Origin of the sequence: Virgibacillus siamensis (assembly GCF_900162695.1) — a bacterium.
Classification (GTDB): domain Bacteria; phylum Bacillota; class Bacilli; order Bacillales; family Amphibacillaceae; genus Lentibacillus; species Lentibacillus siamensis_A.
The window spans coordinates 926315-943081 of record NZ_FUIH01000007.1; the positions used below are offsets into that span (position 1 = coordinate 926315).

The window sequence follows — 16767 nt, forward strand, 5'->3', positions numbered from 1 at the left end:
GGAGTGATGTTCGTGGCCAAAGCAAAAGATAAAGAAAATCGCCATTTAAAACGGTTTTATTATACAGTTGATCACGCTGTTGAAAAGCCGTTTAACTGGCAGCAGATGTGGCGCCTGCTTGTATACTTAAAGCCATACTCGAAAACATATTTACCTGGTGCCATTATTGCGATGCTTGTATCAACTGCCGTCCGATTGCTGGTACCGATTCTGATCGGGAAGGTTGCTATTGACCAGGCGATAGCTAATAAGGATTCCGGGTTATTAATTACACTAATTATTATTGTTGGTGTTTTATATCTGCTCAATTATGTTGGGAATATGTTCCGCATTAAATGGGTTAATATTCTTGGTCAGAATGTTATATATGACTTGCGGCAGTCATTATTCTCGCATGTTCAGCGATTATCGCACCGCTTTTTTGATACGAGATCGGCAGGATCTATATTAGTCAGGATCATGAATGACATCAACTCACTGCAGGAGTTATTCACCAACGGGATTATCAACCTTCTGATGGATGTGGTAACACTGACGGCAATGATTGTAATATTGTTTGTATTAAGTCCGAAGCTGGCAATAGCAATCTTAGTTATTCTGCCGCTTATGTTCTATATTTCCACCAAATTACGACGCAATATCCGTCGGTCCTGGCAGAATGTGCGGATTCAGCAGTCCCGCTTGAATTCACATTTGAATGAAAGTATTCAGGGCATCCGCATTACACAGTCGTTTTCACAGGAAAAAGAAAATACAGAGTTCTTTGAAGGACTTAATTTTGATACGTATGAAAGTCTGCGTGTAGCCACAAAGAAAAGTGCGATGTTCCGTCCATTTGTGGAAATGAGCAATGCGATCGGCACAATTATACTGATTTCTTTTGGTGCATTCCTGATTTTGAATGGTGGAATTGCAATCGGTACATTTGTTACATTCGCATTTTTTCTTGGTATGTTCTGGGAGCCGATTTCCCGACTTGGACAGATGTATAATCAATTGCTGATGGCAATGGCAGCTTCCGAACGGATTTTTGAATTTTTGGATGAGCGGCCGAATATAAAGGAAAAGTCAGACAGCATCGCCCTGCCAGATATGAAAGGGCAGATTGAATTTGATCATGTTCAATTTTCATACGATGATAACAGGATTGCATTGCATGAAATTTCACTTGATATTAAAGCGGGTCAGACCATTGCACTTGTTGGCCATACTGGAAGCGGAAAATCAACCATCGCTAATTTAATCAGCCGTTTTTATGATCCTACAAAAGGCGCTGTGCGGATTGATGGGAATGATCTGCGGGATGTAAAGCTGAATCATCTCAGACAGCAAATCAGTGTTGTACTGCAGGACACATTTGTTTTTTCGGGGTCGATCATGGAAAATATCCGATTTGGCAGACCTAATGCTAAAGATGAAGAAGTTAAACGGGCAGCGAAAGTTGTTGGAGCAGATGAATTTATTCAGCGTCTTGCTAATGGTTATGATACAGAAGTCGAGGAACGAGGCAATATCCTTTCAGCTGGAGAAAGGCAATTGTTATCATTTGCCAGAGCATTGCTTGCAGATCCAAAGATTTTGATACTGGACGAAGCAACTGCCAGTATAGATACCGAAACTGAAATGAAAATTCAAGCGGCTTTGCGCAGGTTACTGGATGGCAGGACAGCAATTATTATCGCACACCGCTTATCAACCATTCGGGAGTCAGATAATATATTTGTTCTGGAGAATGGAAAAGTTCTGGAAAGCGGCAGCCATGATGCATTAATGGATCAAAAAGGTGAATATTTTGAGCTGGTTAAATCACAATTTCAAATGCTTGATGCCATGTAAATACAGGTCAAACCACTTATGGTGGTTTGGCCGTTTTTAGTGTTATTGCATACACTCGTAATTCCACACGTGGTGTATGTATGGTAGACTAAGTTATGAATAAGTAAAGCAGGCTGGAGGTAAGGGAAATGAAGCGAGATTTTGCAGTTATCGGACTGGGTCGTTTTGGCGGGAGTATTTGCCGTGAATTAAGTACAGAAGGCATGCAGGTCCTGGCGATAGATAATGATGAGGATAAAGTGAATGAATATAAAAACATTGCTTCACATGCTGTCATTGCTGATTCAACAGATGAGGCTACCCTTAAAGAGCTTGGAATCAAGAATATTGACCATGTTATCGTTGCGATTGGTGACAACATTCAGGCTAGCATTCTAACCACGGTAGTTCTAACAGACCTTGGCATTAAAAAAATAACGGTTAAAGCGCAAAATGACTATCATGAAAAAATCTTAAATAAAATCGGTGCTGACCAGGTTGTTCACCCTGAGCGTGATATGGGGAAACGAATTGCCCACAACATAATATCCAGCAACATTCTCGATTACCTTGAATTGTCGGATGATCACAGTATTGTGGAGGTGAAAGCGGGCACCAAGATGCAGGGAAAATCATTGGTTGACCTGGATATACGGGCAAACTATGGTTGTAACGTTGTGGCGATAAAACGTGATAACAGCATCAATGTATCACCGAGTGCTGATGATTTGCTGGATTCAGATGATATTTTAATTGTCATTGGTGCAGATCGGGATATATCCCGATTCGAAAAACATCTTGTTATCGATGAATAACCCGTTTCATTAAGTGAAGCGGGTTTTTTCTTTGTGGATGTGGGTTATAGTATTATATCGCACATTTCAGAGAGGTGAATTTGATGAAGGAATTACGTACTGGTGAAATTATGACAGAACAATTCATCGAATGGGGAATTGACCACATATATGGCCTCCCCGGGGATTCTATAAATGAATTTATTGATGATTTGCGCACAAAAGATGATGAGATCCGTTTTATACAGGTGCGGCACGAGGAGGTTGGAGCATTATCAGCAAGCGCATATGCTAAATTGACAGGTAAAATCGGTGCTTGTTTATCGATTACCGGACCCGGGGCCATTCATTTACTTAATGGATTGTATGATGCAAAACAGGACGGTGCACCGGTATTGGCCATTGTTGGCCAAGTGACTAGCAGTATGGTTGGTACGGACGCATTTCAGGAAGTCAATCTGGAACGAGTATTTGATGATGTAGCGGTATTCAACCGACGGGCGGAGTCTGCCAAGCAGCTTCCGGATCTTCTCAATAAAGCAATCAGGTCTGCCTATACGGAAAACGGTGTTTCTGTCCTAATCGTGCCTGATGATTTATTTGCTGTTAAACATAAAAAAGATGAATTTATAACTGCACCCACCTATATTAAACCACAATATGAGCCTGATCAGGAGTCTGTATTGGAAACAGTTGATCTAATTAATCAGGCAGAAAAACCTATCATATTGGCTGGCCGAGGTGCAAGAGAATCAAGAAAAGAATTGATTGATTTTGCCGAAAAAATTAAGGCACCAATTGTGTTAAGTCTGCTCGGAAAGGGAACCATACCGGATTATCATGAACTGAATCTGGGTCAACACGGCCAGATAGGAACAAAACCCGCTTACGAAGCAATAATGGATACAGATTTATTATTGCTGATCGGTACCTCATTTCCGTACAGGGAATATTTACCCGATAAAACGAAGGCAATACAAATAGATTTAAAGTCACAAAAAATCGGAAGTCTATACCCGATTACCGCCGGTTTATGTGGCGATGTGAAAAAAATATTGCCTTCTCTAACATTAAAAGTTAAGGAGAATGAGAACGGCTCTTATCTTGAAAAATATCAGGAAAAGATGAAAAAATGGCACATTAACATGATAAAGGAAAAGAAAGAGGCAGGAAATCCGATTCAGGCACCGCAACTAATGTACGCATTGGAACAGGAAGTGGAAAATGATGCGGTTATTTCCTGTGATGTAGGCAATGTCACAGTATGGACAACCCGCTTTTTCCCATTTACCAACCAGCAATTTATTATTTCAGGAAGGCTGGCATCCATGGGCATCGGTCTTCCGGGGGCAATAGCAGGACAAATTGCCAACCCGAATAAGCAAGTGGTAGCGATTTGCGGTGATGGCGGTTTCTCAATGGTAATGCATGATTTCGTAACTGCTGTTAAATATGATCTTCCAATTAAAGTGATTATCCTTAATAACAGTCATCTTGCCATGATAAAATATGAACAGCAGGAGATGGGTAAGTTGAACTATAAGACAGGTCTCGGTGAAATGGATTTTGCTAAATTCGCTGAATCATGCGGTGGGGAAGGCTATCACATTGAAAAATCGGAGGATCTTTCCAGCAACATACAAAAGGCACTTCAATCCGATCGACCAGCCGTAATTGATATTGCCATTGAAGATATGGCACCATTACCTGGTAAAATTCATTTCGATCAGGCGGTCAAATACAGTGAGTATCTGCTTAAAGAATTTTTCACAAATAAAAAAGTGGAGTTTCCGGATATAAAAAAATCATTGAAACGACTATAATAAACACAAAAAGGGATGACCTGACAATATACCCGGTCATCCCTTTTTTAAATTCTATATTTCCATAATAATCGGCAGAATCATCGGTCTGCGTTTTGTTTTCTCATAAAGGAATGGTGCTATGGTATCGGTAATTTCGTTTTTAATTTCCGACCATTGCGTTGTCCTGCGTTCCATCACCTTGTCTAAATGTTTGGAAACAAGCTTTTGTGCTTCATTGATCAGATCTTCGGATTCTCTCATGTAAACGAAACCTCGTGATATAATATCCGGTCCTGATGCAATTTTAAATTCCTTCATGTTAATGCTCACGACAACCATAACCAGACCTTCTTCAGACAGAATTCTGCGGTCCCGGAGTACAATATTTCCGATATCACCGATGCCGCTGCCATCTACATAGATGGATCCGGAAGGGATTTTCCCCGCTACCGTTGCATTGTCTTTACCTAAAGCAAGTACATCACCATTGTCCATGACAAACATATTATCCGGGTTTACATTGCATGCTTCAGCTAATTTCATATGTTCTTTCAGCATACGGTATTCCCCATGGATTGGCATAAAATATTCAGGCTGAATCAGGCGAAGCATCAGTTTCTGTTCTTCCTGGCTTCCATGACCAGATGTATGAATATTGCTTAATTTGCCATGGATAACATCCGCGCCGGCCCGGTATAATTTATTGATAGTCCGGCTGACACTTACCGTATTTCCAGGGATTGGAGAAGAAGAAAATACTACTGTGTCACCAGGGATAATTTGGATTTGACGATGTGTTCCATTGGCGATACGTGAAAGTGCAGCCATGGGTTCACCCTGTGATCCCGTGCAAAGTATTGTAACTTCGTTCGCCGGGAGACGGTTGATTTGGTTGGCATCGATAAACGTATCTTTTGGTGCCTGAATATAACCAAGTTCTTGGCCGATTCGAATAGAAGACTCCATACTTCGGCCAAACACAGCAATTTTTCGGTCATGTTTTACGGCGGCTTCGACTACTTGCTGCAGTCGATAGATATTGGATGCAAATGTTGCAAATATCAGTCGTCCATCAACCCTGCCGAAAATATCGTTAATGTTTCCTCCAACAACTCGTTCTGACATGGTAAAGCCGGGAACTTCACTGTTTGTACTGTCCGAGAGCAGGCAAAGTACGCCTTCTTTACCGATCTCAGCCATTTTTGAAATATTGGCAGGTTCACCCACTGGTGTGAAATCAAATTTAAAATCACCAGTATGAACAATGTTGCCTGGCGGTGTTTTTACAACAATACCATATGAATCCGGAATACTGTGTGTGGTGCGGAAAAAGGATACAGATGTCTTGCGGAATTTAATGACATCTTCCTCTTGAATCGTATGCAGCTTAGCATTTCTTAATAAACCGTGTTCATCCAATTTGTTTCTGATTAACCCAATCGCAAGTTTACCCGCATAAAGAGGCACATTTATTTCACGAAGAAGGTATGGAATGCCTCCAATATGATCTTCGTGCCCATGAGTAATAAACAATCCTTTAATTTTGTCCTGATTTTGTATGAGGTAGGTATAATCAGGGATTACATAATCAATTCCAAGCAATTCATCTTCAGGAAATTTAATGCCCGCATCGATTAAAATAATCTCATCTTGGAATTGAACACCATACGTGTTCTTTCCGATCTCACCCAATCCTCCCAATGCAAATACAGCTGTCTGGTCATTTTTAACAAACTTCATCTGTTTATGCGTTCTCCAGGGTAAAATGTTCGGATTGTTTTTCATAATTTAAATGTGCTTCATCAAGTGGTTGGATAAACTCAATATTATAGTTGCGATTGACCAGTTTGTTTCGTACATCTTTTTCTTCATCTGCCTCCATATAAAGGCTTTTTGTATTTTCGCGTACAGGTATCTCTGTCGGCGATTCCTGATAATAAACTTTAAAAATCATTTCATCTCTCCTAACTTCTTTATACGTTTTTTAATGTTTCCGCTGTATAGGTATTATAATTTGTCCACTGCTTAATAAGCTGAACACAGTGAACAGCTGCAGAACAATTCTCTTCAATTTATATTCGTCCGTAATCATAATACGCTATCTTATAAATTCCGCATCCGTTTTTATTCCGCAATGGTATTGATAACGTGATTGGTTGTATCAATGGTAGTCCTTTTCATAAGTAGTAGGTACACGTCCTCTGCCTAAAAAATCTTTCCAGCGTTTCTTCAGCTTTTCTTTTAGGCGTTTTAACATGAGATTTGCATCTCCTTTCAAAATGTAAGAAAAGCAATAAACGTTCTACCGATCCAATCCCTCTTACATACAGTATAATACTGTTTGGTAAATATTGAAATGAAAATACGTTATTTGTTAAAAAAAATATTGTGAAGGGCACTTTTTTGTTCATTAAATCCGTGTATGACTGCTATCTATTGTCCCGCCAAAAGAGGAAAATTATACAAAAAAAACAGGAACTCCTAAAAAAGTCCCTGTTTTCTTAATCAATCATTTTTGCGTTTTCTGCAGATAGAAATGGGTTATTCTTATTAATATAATCATAGAACATAACACCATTTAAATGGTCAATTTCATGCTGGAATACAATAGCTGCATAATCACGAAGACGCAATTTCAGAGGATTGCCTTCCATATCTGTCGCCGTGACAGTTATTCTGGCATTCCGATGTACGTAACCTTCCACATCCCGATCAACTGAAAGACAGCCTTCGCCAGCAGCCAAATATGCCTGTTCCACTGAATGACTGATAATTTTAGGATTAATCAGACCATAGCTGTACTGTTTTCCTTTGGGATCTTCAAAATGCACAGCAATCATTCGTTTGTTTATTCCCAGTTGTGGTGCGGCAAGCCCAACACCCGGTCTCAGGTCATATTTTTCAGCTGTTTCTTCATCTTGACTATTCTTTAAAAAATCAAGCATTTCCTGTAATAATTGTTTATCTTCATCACCTGGCGGGACTGCTATTTCGCTCGCCTTTTCACGTAAAGAAGGATGACCTTCTCTTACGATATCTTTCATCGTAATCATCAGTTTTGACACTCCTTACAGTTTCTATTGACAACATTTTAACATAATATGAAAAATTACATCATAATTTAATATCGATAATCCAGGTCAAAAATAATACGGTTCCTATTTACAGGTATGTTATACTAAAAAGCAACATTCGCGACAATGATTAAGGAGGAAAATGTTGATTTGAATTTAAAAAAGCTATTATCATTTATATTAATTTTATTTCTTTTGACTGCTCTTACCGCATGCAACAGTGCCTCTGCTTCGGATAAGATATATAATCATCTGGAAAAATCTGTGGAATTGGAAAAGACATTTGAGAAGCAGCAGAATCCAATTGTAAAATTGGAAAAGAAAGAGCAAAAAATTTACTCTGAAATTATTGATTTGAAAATGGACGAGTTCGACAAAATTAAAAAACTTTCTCAGCGGGCATTGAAAAGCATTGAGAAACGATCCAAAAAAATTGAAATGGAAAAGGACAGTATTCATGCTTCCAAAGAAGAATTTAAAAAAATAGACGATCTAATCGGAAATCTTGAGGACGGAAAGGCCAAAAAGACTGCCGAAAAAATGTTCAATGTCATGATGGATCGCTATAAAGCGTACGATGTCCTGTATGATGCGTATGAAAAATCATTAAAGCTTGAAACAAAGCTGTATAAGTTGCTGCAAAAAGAAGACTTGGAACAAAAAGCACTAACCAAAAATATCAAAAGGTTGAATAAGAGCTATGAAAAGGTACTGGATGCCAACAAAAAGTTTAACAGCCGAACCGCAGAATATAATGAATTAAAAGAGAAGTTTTATGAGCTTGCAGAAATAAACGTTGACTACGAGGAAAAAGCATCATCGGTTGAAGATAAATAGGTATTAATTACTTTATTACGGAAAATCCGAGCCGGACAGTTGACACTGTCCGGTTTTAATATGTTCCATAAAATGAAATTTGTGTACCAGCTTGTTCTTTCCAAATTTAACTTTTCAGTAATACAGTTTTTGGGAAACATTATAACAGAGCAAAGGGCAACAGGGGGAAAATTCTGAAAGCGATTACCATCGTGATATAAAAATGGATAAATATAAACAAAGTGATTGACCGAATTGGATGTTTTGAGCTAAACTTTATATGAATTATGAATTGTACCAGTAAATAGCACTTTGAAAGTGTAACAGTTTTGAAGTGATTAATAAATTTCAAAATCGGGAACAAGAGTAAAGGCGTTTGGTACAGATTATTTCATATTTTGGGAAGGCTAGTAATGAAAAATCAAAACAGGTATTTAGAAAGGAAGAGGTGACTATTTTGAAACACGTATTAGAAAGTGTTGAGAGTCAGTTCGAAATGTTCCAGGTTCTTGATGAAAATGGAAAGATAGTCAATAAAGATGCAGTACCGGATCTTTCAGATGATGATTTGAAAGAACTTATGCGCAGGATGGTTTATACAAGGGTCCTTGATCAGCGTTCTATTGCATTGAATCGTCAGGGTCGTTTAGGATTTTATGCACCAACTGCTGGTCAGGAGGCTTCACAGCTTGGAAGTCATTATGCACTGGAGCAGGAAGACTTTTTGCTTCCTGGATATCGCGATGTTCCGCAGCTTATTTGGCATGGCCTTCCATTGTATCAGGCGTTTCTGTTTTCGAGAGGACACTTTCACGGAAATCAATTTCCGGAAGGTGTGGATGGATTCAGCCCGCAAATTATCATTGGTGCACAGTATACACAAACAGCTGGTGTAGCACTTGGAATGAAAAAGCGGGGTAAAAAAGCGGTCGCTGTTACGTACACAGGTGACGGTGGTACATCCCAAGGTGACTTCTATGAAGGGATTAACTTTGCGGGTGCTTATGGAGCTCCGGCTATTTTCTTTGTACAAAATAACCAATTTGCGATTTCGGTTCCAGTTGAACAGCAGACAGCAGCAAAAACGCTTGTTCAGAAATCAGTTGCTGCCGGAATTGAAGGTGTTCAAGTGGATGGTATGGACGTCCTGGCTGTTTATGCTGCAACAAAAGATGCAAGAGAACGTGCGATTAATGGGGATGGTCCGACATTGATTGAAACCATTACGTACAGATATGGACCGCATACAATGGCTGGTGACGATCCGACTCGTTACCGCACCGATGATTTGGATAATGAATGGGAGAAAAAAGATCCACTTGTTCGCTTCCGCAAGTATTTGGAAGACAAGGATTTGTGGTCGGAAGATGAAGAAAATAAAGTAATCGATCAGGCTAAAGATGACATCAAAAAAGCTATCAAAAAAGCTGATGAGTATCCAAAACAGAAAGTAACGGATTTGATTGAAAATATGCATGAAGAACTTCCACAGAATTTAAAAGAGCAAATGGAAGAATATAAAGAGAAGGAGTCGAAGTAAATCATGGCACAAAAAACAATGATTCAAGCAATCACTGATGCAATGCACAATGAATTGAAAAATGATGAAAATGTGCTTGTATTCGGTGAAGATGTTGGCCAAAACGGTGGTGTTTTCCGTGCAACGGAAGGCTTGCAGAAGGAATTTGGCGAAGAGCGCGTGTTTGATACACCACTTGCTGAATCTGGAATTGGCGGACTGTCCATCGGTCTTGCAGCACAAGGATTCCGTCCGGTGCCTGAAATTCAGTTCTTCGGCTTTATTTACGAAACGATGGATGCAGTTAACGGCCAAATGGCACGGATGCGTTACCGCAGCGGCGGCACTCACCCAATGCCGATTACAATTCGTTCGCCATTCGGCGGCGGCGTGCATACACCTGAACTCCATGCGGATTCACTTGAGGGCTTAATCGCGCAACAGCCAGGTATTCGCGTTGTAATTCCGAGTACACCATATGATGCAAAAGGTTTGCTTATATCTTCAATCCGCAACAATGACCCTGTATTGTTCCTGGAACATATGAAATTGTATCGTTCATTCCGTGGCGAAGTTCCTGATGAGGAATACACAGTTGATTTGGACAAGGCAGATGTTAAACGCGATGGTGATGATATAACAATTGTTGCTTATGGTGCGATGGTTCATGCCGCGCTGAAAGCTGCTGATGAACTGGAAAAGGATGATATCAGTGTGGAAGTAATTGATTTGCGTACGGTATCACCAATTGATGTTGACACAATTGTTGAATCGGTGAAAAAGACGAACCGAATGGTAATGGTTCAAGAGGCACAGCGTCAGGCAGGAGTAGGCTCACACGTTATCTCGGAAATTCAGGAGCGCGCCATACTCCATCTCGAAGCACCAATTCTAAGAGTTACAGCACCTGATACTGTTTACGCATTTTCACAGGCTGAAGAAATCTGGCTGCCAGATCACAAAGACATTATCGAAAGAGTCAAAGAATCAATCAACTTTTAATTAAAAGATGGGAGGCAGAATAATGGCTTATAATTTTAAGCTACCTGATATTGGTGAAGGTATCCATGAAGGTGAAATCGTTAAATGGTTCGTTAAAAAAGGCGACGAAGTCAAGGAAGATGACGTCCTCTGCGAAGTGCAAAATGATAAAGCCGTTGTGGAAATACCATCTCCGGTAGATGGAACAGTGGAAGAAGTTCATGTTGATGAGGGAACGGTCGCAGTCGTTGGCGATACAATCATCACATTTGACGCAGAAGGCTATGAGTCTGATGACGAAGAAGATACTTCTGATGAAGAAGACAAGCAGGAAGAAAAAGAAGAGGCAGACAATAAGCAGGAATCAAAAGATAAGGGTGAAACGGACGATAAATCATCCGGAAAGCAATCATCCGAAACAGACGCTTCAGATGACAAACGGGTTATTGCTATGCCATCTGTCCGCAAGTATGCGCGGGACAATGATGTGAACATCAAAGACGTGCAGGGTTCCGGAAAAAATGGACGTATCCTGAAAGAGGATGTGGACAGTTATGTAAGTGGTGACCAGTCTGCTGAAGAGGCGAAAGCTGAAGAAACCGAATCTAAATCCCCATCAGCTGAAACAACTGTGCCTAAAGGCGACTATCCGGAAACCCGTGAGAAAATGACTGGAATCCGCAAAGCTATTGCCAATGCAATGGTTAATTCAAAAACGAAAGCACCGCATGTTACGTTAATGGACGAAGTGGACGTTACTGAACTGGTCGCACACCGTAAGAAATTCAAAGAAATTGCAGCTGAGCAAGAGATTAAATTGACGTATCTTCCTTATGTTGCAAAAGCACTTGTATCCGCATCGAAGAAATACCCGATTTTGAATGCAGCGGTAGATGATGAATCTGATGAAATTATCTACAAGCATTATTACAATATCGGAATTGCAGCTGATACAGATAAAGGCTTACTGGTGCCTGTGGTAAAAGATGCCGATCGAAAGTCGATTTTTGCGATTTCCGGGGAAATTAATGAGTTGGCAGATAAAGCGCGCAGTGGTAAACTAACTTCTGAAGAGATGAAAGGTGCATCCAATACAATAACCAATATTGGATCCGCCGGCGGGCAGTGGTTTACACCGGTATTAAATTACCCGGAAGCAGTTATTTTGGGAATTGGCCGTATTGCAGAAAAACCAATCGTCCGTGATGGTGAAATTGTGATAGCGCCAGTACTTGCGGTTTCATTAAGTTTTGACCACCGTATTGTTGACGGTGCAACTGCACAATTGGCACTTAATCAGATCAAGCGGTTACTGAACGATCCACAACTTATTATGATGGAGGCGTAAATTATGGTAGTAGGAGATTTTCCAATTGAAGTTGATACACTGGTTGTGGGAGCAGGACCTGGCGGCTATGTAGCTGCCATCCGTGCCGCTCAAACCGGTCAAAAAGTAACAATCGTTGAGAAAGGAAATCTTGGCGGTGTTTGCCTGAACGTTGGTTGTATTCCATCAAAAGCCATGATTCAAGCGGGTCACTTGACCGAACATGCTCATGGTAATGAAGAGCTGGGAATTAAAACTGAAAATGTATCAGTTGATTTTTCCAAAGTTCAGGAATGGAAAGGAAAAGTGGTTGACAAACTTACTTCCGGAGTTCAAGGTCTTTTAAAAGGAAATAAGGTAGACATTGTAAAAGGCGAAGTATATTTTGTTGATAAAAACACTGTGAAAGTTATGGACGAAAAACAATCACAGACTTATACATTCAATAACTGTATTATTGCAACAGGTTCATCACCGATTGAAATTCCGAGCTTTAAATTTTCCGATCGTGTGCTTGACTCAACTGGCGCACTTAATTTGGATGAAATTCCGGAAAAAATGGTCGTTATTGGCGGCGGTTATATCGGAACGGAGCTTGGAACCGCTTATGCAAACTTCGGTACTGAGGTAACTGTTTTGGAAGGTACAAAGGAAATTCTTGGCGGATTCGAAAAACAGATGAAGCAAGTTGTTAAAAAACGTCTTAAGAAAAAAGGTGTCAATGTCATTACAGAAGCAATGGCTAAAGGTGTTGAAGAGTCCAAAGACGGTGTAAAAGTTACGTATGAAGCAAACGGCAATGAAGAAACAGTTGAAGCTGATTATGTGCTTGTAACAGTTGGACGCCGGCCTAATACACAGGAACTTGGTCTTGAACAGGTTGGTATTGAAGTGGACGACAAAGGACTTATTAAAATTGATAAGCAATGCCGCACAAATATTGACAACATATACGCTATCGGGGATATTGTTGAAGGTCCGCCACTTGCTCATAAGGCTTCTTATGAAGGAAAAATTGCTGCGGAAGCAATCAGCGGTGAGAAATCACAAATTGATTATCTCGGCATTCCTGCTGTAGTATTCTCCGATCCGGAACTTGCAACTGTCGGATATACTGAAAAAGGAGCAAAAGATGCCGGCTATGACGTAAAGGCATCCAAGTTCCCATTTGCAGCTAATGGACGTGCACTATCATTAAATGACACTGATGGCTTCATGAAGTTAATTACAAGGAAAGAAGACGGTCTTGTAATTGGTGCTCAGGTTGCCGGTCCTAACGCGAGTGATGTTATTGCTGAAGTCGGACTTGCAATTGAAGCTGGTATGACAGCAGAAGATATCGCACTTACCATTCATGCACATCCAAGCCTTGGTGAAACAGTTATGGAAGCTGCCGATGTGGCATTGGGTATGCCAATCCATACAATGTAACTTTAATAAAAGAACTGCCTCTTAAAAAAGGGGCAGTTCTTTTGCGCTGGATACAAGTAGAGCCTAATTTACATATCTAAAAAAGGCGGACCGGAGCATCCGGTCTGCCTTTTTACTTAGCTGTTTTTTCGTTTCATTTCCATTTCTTTAGCCTCTTGTTTAAATGCTTTCATCAATGATATGACGATAAGAATCATTATTACCGCAAATGGCAATGCAGCGATAATGGATGCGGTTTGTAAAGCCTGCAGACCACCCTGCCATAACAGGACTGTGGCAGCGGCTGATTGTAGTATACCCCATACGAATTTTACTTGGTTTGGCGGGTAAAGGCTTCCGCCGGTTGTTTGCATCCCGAGAACAAATGTTGCGGAGTCTGCAGATGTAATAAAAAACGTGCTGATAAGCAAAATTGCAAGTATGGACATAACCATTCCGAGCGGAAATTGGTCCAGTACAGCGAATAATGCTGTTTCAGTTCCAATCTCATTAATATCTTTCATAATATTTATATCTTGGAAATACTCCAGGTTAATTGCGGATCCCCCAAATACCGAGAACCATATGGCACCGAATATGGTTGGGACAAGCAAAACACCTGATACGAATTCACGGATTGTTCGTCCTCTGGAAACACGGGCAATAAATGTACCAACAAATGGAGCCCATGCAATCCACCAAGCCCAGTAGAAAATAGTCCAATCTTTTACCCAAGTGTTGTCCGAATTAAAAGGAGTCATTCGGAAACTCATGGATGGAAGATTTTGTATATAGCTGCCAAACGTTGATGTGAACATTTTAATGATGAAATTTGTTGGTCCCGCAAACAGCAGGAAGAGCATCAATAAAATCGCAAGCACTATATTGGTGTTACTCAAATATTTAATCCCTTTGTTTAACCCGGTCATGGCAGAAGTCATATAGAGCACTGTAACTACTATAATAATAATCAACTGTACCATAAATGTGTTGGGCATTCCCAAAGCATATGAGAAACCACCACTGATTTGAATCGCTCCAAAACCGAGTGATGTAGCTACACCAAATACAGTTGCGAATACAACAATAACATCAACAAGTGTTCCCCATGGACCTTTTACCCGATCACCGAATAGTGGCTCCAGAATGGAACTGACAAGTCCGGGTGCCTGTCTTCTGAATTTAAAGTAGGCAAGTGCCAATGCAAGTGTTGCATATACTGCCCATGGATGTAATCCCCAGTGAAAGAAGCTGTACTGCATTGCTGTTTTGGCGGTTTCCACTGATCCTGGATCACCATATGGCGGGTTATGAAAGTGACTGACCGGTTCCGCGGCCCCCCAAAATACTAGGCCGATACCCATGCCGGCGCTGAATAGCATCGCAAACCACGTAATATAAGAATATTCCGGTTTTTCTCCCGGTTTGCCAAGCCTGATCTTTCCATATTTAGAGAAGATAAGGTAAATAGAAAATATGACAAAGACCGTTGCAGTAAGCAAGTAGAACCAACCGAAATCATTCACTATAACAGTTTGAATATTTGTTGTAACGGTGTCCAGATTTGCTGTTGGCAATACGTCCTTTGGAATGATTCCCCAAATAACGAATAATATTGTTATAACAGCTGATATCCAAAATACTCTTGTTACTTTTTGCATTATTTCATTCCTTTCTATGTAGATTATTTTCAATAAGTTGAAGGCACACATTGTTGTATTAAAACATACAAGACTAAATTATTCAACAAAAAAATATGCTGCCCTTATCTTCTCCGAATCCGAAAAATACATTCCTGCAGATTCTTTTATATATACCCATACTTCAGGATAATAAACAACATATTTCTTAGTGTATAAAGGAATTCTGCAGGGAAGGAGTTTAAAATAATAGTAGGTGCTAAATGAGGAACAAAAACATAATTCATTTAATATGTTATACTAATTGGGGTTGACTCTTTAATTGTGTCATATTATAATCCTAATACAGTGTTATATTGAATCTTACAAAAAAGGAGTTGTGCCATATGGGTACGATTGTTTGTCAGGATTGTCAGCAGGTAATCGATCATTTTGATGATGAGAAGGTTACTACTCTTTATGGAACATGTCCAACTTGTGAAGAAAACTAAATCGTAATAAATAAAACAGACCGTATGAACGCCATACGGTTTTTTGTTTTGCTTCGTTTTGTCTCAAGGGCTTCTGTTGGTTTTTCAATCAGGCTGCATGGTAGGATAAAGAGAAAAAGGGGATGCTGACATGAATTGGAATACGAAAATTACGGAACTTTTTAATATTGAATATCCAATTATTCAAGGGGGGTTGGCATATCTGGCATATGCGGATCTTGCAGCCGCAGTTTCCAATGCAGGCGGCCTTGGGCAAATAACAGCGATGAGTCTTTCCTCGCCAGATGAATTGAGGGATGAGATTAGAAAGGTAAGAACGATGACAAATAAGCCATTTGGTGTAAATTTTGCCATCGGACAGCACGGCAGAGCATATGAACACATGGTTGAAGTTGCAGTTGAAGAAAAGGTTCCCGCTATTTCGGTAACTGGCGGAAACCCAAAAGGTGTTCTTGATATGGTAAAAGGACATCCAATTAAAAAATTGGTCCTTACAGCGGCACGCAGACAGGCGGAAAAGGCGGAGAAATTAGGTGCGGATGCGGTTATGGTTGTCGGCCAGGAAGGCGGCGGACATCTTGGAAGAGGAGATATCGGTACGTTTGTGCTAACGCCACAAGTTGTTGATTCTGTATCTATTCCGGTCATTGCATCAGGCGGGATTGCAGATGGCAGGGGCATGCTCGCGGCGCTGGCACTTGGCGCTGAAGGTATTGAAATGGGTACCAGGTTTATAGCAACTAAGGAATGTGTGGATGCACATGAATCCTATCAGCAGGCAATTTTGGATGCAGACGAAAATTCAACGGTTGTCATAAAGCGGTCGCTGGGGGCACCTGCACGTGCATTAAGAAACACCTGGACAGATGAAATTTTGGATATAGAGGGAAAATATGGAGATTATGAATCATTAAAAACCTACATAAGCGGACAGGCTAATAAACGGTATATTTATGATGGTGAAGCGGAGAAAGGTTTTGGCTGGGCAGGTCAAAGCGCTGCAAGGATTCATGATATTCCGACAGTGGAAGAATTAATAAAATCGATGGTTTCGGAAGCCGAAGCTATAGCTGGACGATGGAAATAAAGTGGGGT

Annotated in this window: 14 protein-coding genes; 10 read left to right on the forward strand and 4 right to left on the reverse strand. The window is 40.4% G+C overall.

Going from position 1 to position 16767, the window contains the following annotated elements; translation table 11 throughout:
- Positions 1 to 6 precede the first annotated feature (6 nt).
- The 3 genes from B1K71_RS08375 to B1K71_RS08385 all read left to right on the forward strand — a co-directional run bounded on the left by B1K71_RS08375 (position 7) and on the right by B1K71_RS08385 (position 4432).
- On the forward strand, positions 7 to 1836 hold the full coding sequence (locus tag B1K71_RS08375; RefSeq protein WP_077325897.1) for an ABC transporter ATP-binding protein: 1830 nt from the start codon (positions 7 to 9) through the stop codon (positions 1834 to 1836).
- Between the two features lie 128 nt (positions 1837 to 1964).
- Positions 1965 to 2630, forward strand: a complete 666-nt coding sequence (locus tag B1K71_RS08380; protein WP_077325899.1) for a potassium channel family protein — start codon at positions 1965 to 1967, stop codon at positions 2628 to 2630.
- A gap of 83 nt (positions 2631 to 2713) precedes the next feature.
- Positions 2714 to 4432, forward strand: a complete 1719-nt coding sequence (locus tag B1K71_RS08385; RefSeq protein ID WP_077325901.1) for a pyruvate oxidase — start codon at positions 2714 to 2716, stop codon at positions 4430 to 4432.
- Positions 4433 to 4486: 54 nt separating this feature from the next.
- Here B1K71_RS08385 and rnjA read toward each other — a convergent pair whose 3' ends face one another.
- From rnjA to def, 3 genes are all read right to left on the reverse strand, one after another.
- Positions 4487 to 6154 (reverse strand): ribonuclease J1, encoded by a 1668-nt coding sequence (gene rnjA / locus B1K71_RS08390; RefSeq protein WP_077325903.1) that lies wholly within the window; start codon positions 6152 to 6154, stop codon positions 4487 to 4489.
- A gap of 4 nt (positions 6155 to 6158) precedes the next feature.
- Positions 6159 to 6368, reverse strand: a complete 210-nt coding sequence (locus B1K71_RS08395; RefSeq protein ID WP_077325905.1) for a DNA-dependent RNA polymerase subunit epsilon — start codon at positions 6366 to 6368, stop codon at positions 6159 to 6161.
- A gap of 547 nt (positions 6369 to 6915) precedes the next feature.
- Positions 6916 to 7467, reverse strand: a complete 552-nt coding sequence (gene def / locus B1K71_RS08400) for a peptide deformylase (RefSeq protein WP_077325907.1) — start codon at positions 7465 to 7467, stop codon at positions 6916 to 6918.
- 171 nt (positions 7468 to 7638) lie between these two features.
- Between def and B1K71_RS08405 the strand changes: the two genes are divergently transcribed.
- From B1K71_RS08405 to lpdA, 5 genes are all read left to right on the forward strand, one after another.
- Positions 7639 to 8325 (forward strand): YkyA family protein, encoded by a 687-nt coding sequence (locus B1K71_RS08405; protein ID WP_139343320.1) that lies wholly within the window; start codon positions 7639 to 7641, stop codon positions 8323 to 8325.
- A gap of 436 nt (positions 8326 to 8761) precedes the next feature.
- On the forward strand, positions 8762 to 9844 hold the full coding sequence (gene pdhA / locus B1K71_RS08410) for a pyruvate dehydrogenase (acetyl-transferring) E1 component subunit alpha (RefSeq protein ID WP_077330131.1): 1083 nt from the start codon (positions 8762 to 8764) through the stop codon (positions 9842 to 9844).
- A 3-nt stretch (positions 9845 to 9847) separates the two neighbouring features.
- The gene (locus B1K71_RS08415; RefSeq protein ID WP_077325911.1) at positions 9848 to 10825 is read left to right on the forward strand and encodes an alpha-ketoacid dehydrogenase subunit beta; all 978 of its coding nucleotides are present in this window, start codon (positions 9848 to 9850) and stop codon (positions 10823 to 10825) included.
- A gap of 22 nt (positions 10826 to 10847) precedes the next feature.
- A complete protein-coding gene (locus tag B1K71_RS08420; protein ID WP_077325913.1) occupies positions 10848 to 12152 on the forward strand; it encodes a dihydrolipoamide acetyltransferase family protein in 1305 nt (434 codons plus the stop codon).
- 3 nt (positions 12153 to 12155) lie between these two features.
- Positions 12156 to 13562: a dihydrolipoyl dehydrogenase gene (gene lpdA / locus B1K71_RS08425; RefSeq protein ID WP_077325915.1), complete on the forward strand. Its 1407-nt coding sequence runs from the start codon at positions 12156 to 12158 to the stop codon at positions 13560 to 13562.
- Between the two features lie 116 nt (positions 13563 to 13678).
- Here the strand turns inward: lpdA and B1K71_RS08430 are convergent, their stop codons facing one another.
- The gene (locus B1K71_RS08430) at positions 13679 to 15202 is read right to left on the reverse strand and encodes a glycine betaine uptake BCCT transporter (RefSeq protein ID WP_077325917.1); all 1524 of its coding nucleotides are present in this window, start codon (positions 15200 to 15202) and stop codon (positions 13679 to 13681) included.
- A 365-nt stretch (positions 15203 to 15567) separates the two neighbouring features.
- Between B1K71_RS08430 and B1K71_RS08435 the strand changes: the two genes are divergently transcribed.
- Together B1K71_RS08435 and B1K71_RS08440 are read left to right on the forward strand one after the other, a co-directional pair.
- On the forward strand, positions 15568 to 15672 hold the full coding sequence (locus B1K71_RS08435) for a GapA-binding peptide SR1P (RefSeq protein ID WP_077325919.1): 105 nt from the start codon (positions 15568 to 15570) through the stop codon (positions 15670 to 15672).
- 130 nt (positions 15673 to 15802) lie between these two features.
- The gene (locus tag B1K71_RS08440) at positions 15803 to 16759 is read left to right on the forward strand and encodes an NAD(P)H-dependent flavin oxidoreductase (RefSeq protein WP_077325921.1); all 957 of its coding nucleotides are present in this window, start codon (positions 15803 to 15805) and stop codon (positions 16757 to 16759) included.
- The last annotated feature ends 8 nt before the right edge of the window (positions 16760 to 16767 follow it).

Bases quoted from the DNA above. Each gene is read 5' to 3' on its own strand.
- B1K71_RS08375 (WP_077325897.1), top strand. From the start codon at position 7: ATGTTCGTGGCCAAAGCAAAAGATAAAGAAAATCGCCATTTAAAACGG.
- B1K71_RS08380 (WP_077325899.1), top strand. From the start codon at position 1,965: ATGAAGCGAGATTTTGCAGTTATCGGACTGGGTCGTTTTGGCGGGAGT.
- B1K71_RS08385 (WP_077325901.1), top strand. From the start codon at position 2,714: ATGAAGGAATTACGTACTGGTGAAATTATGACAGAACAATTCATCGAA.
- rnjA (WP_077325903.1), bottom strand. From the start codon at position 6,154: ATGAAGTTTGTTAAAAATGACCAGACAGCTGTATTTGCATTGGGAGGA.
- B1K71_RS08395 (WP_077325905.1), bottom strand. From the start codon at position 6,368: ATGATTTTTAAAGTTTATTATCAGGAATCGCCGACAGAGATACCTGTA.
- def (WP_077325907.1), bottom strand. From the start codon at position 7,467: ATGATTACGATGAAAGATATCGTAAGAGAAGGTCATCCTTCTTTACGT.
- B1K71_RS08415 (WP_077325911.1), top strand. From the start codon at position 9,848: ATGGCACAAAAAACAATGATTCAAGCAATCACTGATGCAATGCACAAT.
- B1K71_RS08420 (WP_077325913.1), top strand. From the start codon at position 10,848: ATGGCTTATAATTTTAAGCTACCTGATATTGGTGAAGGTATCCATGAA.
- lpdA (WP_077325915.1), top strand. From the start codon at position 12,156: ATGGTAGTAGGAGATTTTCCAATTGAAGTTGATACACTGGTTGTGGGA.
- B1K71_RS08430 (WP_077325917.1), bottom strand. From the start codon at position 15,202: ATGCAAAAAGTAACAAGAGTATTTTGGATATCAGCTGTTATAACAATA.
- B1K71_RS08435 (WP_077325919.1), top strand. From the start codon at position 15,568: ATGGGTACGATTGTTTGTCAGGATTGTCAGCAGGTAATCGATCATTTT.
- B1K71_RS08440 (WP_077325921.1), top strand. From the start codon at position 15,803: ATGAATTGGAATACGAAAATTACGGAACTTTTTAATATTGAATATCCA.